The organism is Rhodococcus sp. 24CO (assembly GCF_050586165.1).
GTDB lineage: Bacteria > Actinomycetota > Actinomycetes > Mycobacteriales > Mycobacteriaceae > Rhodococcus_F.
In genome coordinates this window covers 1-2,453 of record NZ_JAZFNF010000048.1, presented here as the reverse complement: position 1 = coordinate 2,453, position 2,453 = coordinate 1, and the positions used below count along the sequence as shown (strand labels likewise).

The 2,453-nt window shown below is 60.6% G+C and carries 2 protein-coding genes and 1 pseudogene; 2 read left to right on the top strand and 1 reads right to left on the bottom strand.

Going from position 1 to position 2,453, the window contains the following annotated elements:
• Nucleotides 1–584: 584 nt before the first annotated feature.
• A complete protein-coding gene (locus tag V2B23_RS30730) occupies nt 585–776 on the top strand; it encodes a hypothetical protein (RefSeq protein ID WP_430953674.1) in 192 nt (63 codons plus the stop codon).
• A 482-nt stretch (nt 777–1,258) separates the two neighbouring features.
• Here V2B23_RS30730 and V2B23_RS30725 read toward each other — a convergent pair whose 3' ends face one another.
• On the bottom strand, nt 1,259–1,717 hold the full coding sequence (locus V2B23_RS30725; protein ID WP_430953673.1) for a prevent-host-death protein: 459 nt from the start codon (nt 1,715–1,717) through the stop codon (nt 1,259–1,261).
• A 341-nt stretch (nt 1,718–2,058) separates the two neighbouring features.
• Here V2B23_RS30725 and V2B23_RS30720 point away from each other — a divergent pair.
• Nucleotides 2,059–2,317 (top strand): annotated as a pseudogene (locus V2B23_RS30720) (IS6 family transposase); the annotation flags it as partial.
• Nucleotides 2,318–2,453 lie beyond the last annotated feature (136 nt).

Here is a 2,453-nt window from a genome sequence, read left to right as displayed (position 1 = left end):
TACTACGGTGAACACAGAGCTACGCGAATTGCGGAGTTCTCAAATCAGTAAGTCTCCGGACTCGCCGGTGCGATTCAAATGAACCGGCTCGCTCGAGTTTCGAAGCAACCGGATCCGACGCCGCACGTGGGATCCGATCCGTACATCGTCTATCACCCCGGCGCGGCAGTTCCTGCTCGGATGCCCACACCCGAACACAGCAGAATCCTCGTCAAGTCGCTCTGCAATGCCCATAACAGGGTCGTGGTGACGGGATCGGCTGACGAAGCCGACCTCGTCCACTTCGGCCGTTATTGTGTCATTATTCTGTTGTAAGGCGCTGTACTGCAACAACATACGTTCACATCGGTTGTGTATCGTCTGTATTGCTGCATCGCTAGCAGTCGTGCATGACCTAGTGGGGACTGATACTCGACCCGTCGGGGGAGAGCCCGCATCATGAGACAGGCAAGTGGCGGCTGACGAACGTGCTCACTGTTGAGGCGGGTCAGCCTGCATTCGATTGCAGAGCGTCTATGTTCAGGGTTGGCATAGTTTTGACGGGATAGCCGGTCAGTAGACGTTGAAGAAAGGACGACTACCGAATGCATTTCACTTTTCTCTACGACGGTGCTGCGCAGCGCACAGCGGAGTACCCGACTTTGGAAGAAGCGATCCGGAGTATCGAATTGGGCCAGGTCGATCGCACGCTCTGGAGCATTCAATACATGGATCGCGAGGGCGGAATTCGGGTCTACCGTTTCCCAGGCGACCGCGGTGACCGTGATGAAACGTGAACGCACAGAACTGAGTACAACGACCCTGATCGGGGCGTAACGCTGGCCTCCGCGTCGGCCATTAGGTGGCGCGGGCAGCAGTTTTGTTGCCCAGGGGTGCGGGGCGTTTTTCAACCGTTGCCCGAGCAGTCTGTTGGGCCCACACGAGGGGGACGGGTCGTCGACTCGGCAGGCTGTGTCAGGCGCGGTCGGGGTAGTTCCTGGCGGGGTTGGTGCGTTGTTCTCGTTGCACGCGTGTATCTTTCAGCGCGCAGGTGGTGACGGTCCGCTGGTGTTGCAGACGTATCGGACATGCTCGTTCCGCCTTCACGATCGCCCGAGGAGGTGGGGCCCGCATTGATTGGCCAGGTTCACGGCGATGCCTCCGAAATGGAACAGTTCAACGCTCTCGTCACGACCCGCGGAAGGGTCGGCTGGTTTCGAGTACTCGATTTTCTTCGGGGGACGTGGGACCAGCTAGCCTTTCTTGGCGGCTGCCACGACTACGGACGCTCCACGGTCTCGTCGTCGTCGAGCCACTCGAGGTCGGCGCTGCCGAGGCCAGCGGCAATGGTGATTGCCGTCTCCTTCCACGACGTCAACTCCGCAATCGCGAGGTGCGGCTGGTCGGTGGAGAACGAGGCACGCGCGGCGTCCACGAGGTCCTGAGCGCAGGTCTCCCGGTCCGCCGGCGACAGCGCGAGCATCCAGGGGAAGGCCTTGGCCATGCGCTCAGCGAGTGAACCACTCTCGTCGAGGGTGACGGTGATGAGCTGGGCGGCGAAGTTCAGCAGACGGGAGCGGCCCTCGGCCTCGCGCTGCGACATCAAAACGAGTGCCTCGCCATCGCGCCGAGTCACCGTTACGGGGTGGTCTTCGGCCTCAGCGAAGACCTCGGCCGAGTGTTTGCTCAGGTCTGAGGAGCGTCGGGCCGCGGCGGGGAGTGCTGCTGCGGTGATCATGGTCCCAACTTATTCGGAACGTGTTCGGAAGTATAGTTGTTTGGGATCAGTGGTCATTCCGCCGTATCGTCTTGCTGTACTCGGCCGCCGCCAGGCATACGCCGGCGCAGAACGCATCGAGCTCGATTCGGAAACGCCGGCGGGCGCGACGTTCCTGCCCCTGCGAAATCCGACGGCTCACGCAACGACCCCGTCAACACCGTTTTCGGCCGGGTTCCGTTTCGGATGTTCGTCGATTCGCGTTCCGGCGGGGCTTGGTTTTTGTCGTGGCCGAGGTGCAGGTCATCTTATCGCCTGATCTGGGATGATCTGGTGGTGTCGTTGATGATGGGGTGAGGGCCCTCGAGACGAACGAGCACCGGCGGAACAAATACTTGAAAAATCGGTGCAGAACTCCCATCCGCCGACCCGGCAACGAGAACGCACGATGAAAGAGTTCCGCTCTGTCGGTGCAGCGCAACGATTTCTATTCGCTTTCAGTCGAATCTCCCCGCACTTCCGCCCATCGCGGCAACGCATGACCGTCACCGATCACCGCAACGAAGAGCCATCCGATTCCAGGTGTGGGATCAGGTCACCGCACAGACCCTCGCTGCCTGAACGGCTGCTCCGTGTGATGGCCGTCGGCATCCGAAAGCTGTTGCACTTGTCGACGATGGAGGGGACTGTCTCTAAAACGGTGTTTCGGCCCGACTAGCTGAGTGAATGCTCGGCGAGGAGGTGCCGAGATGACGAC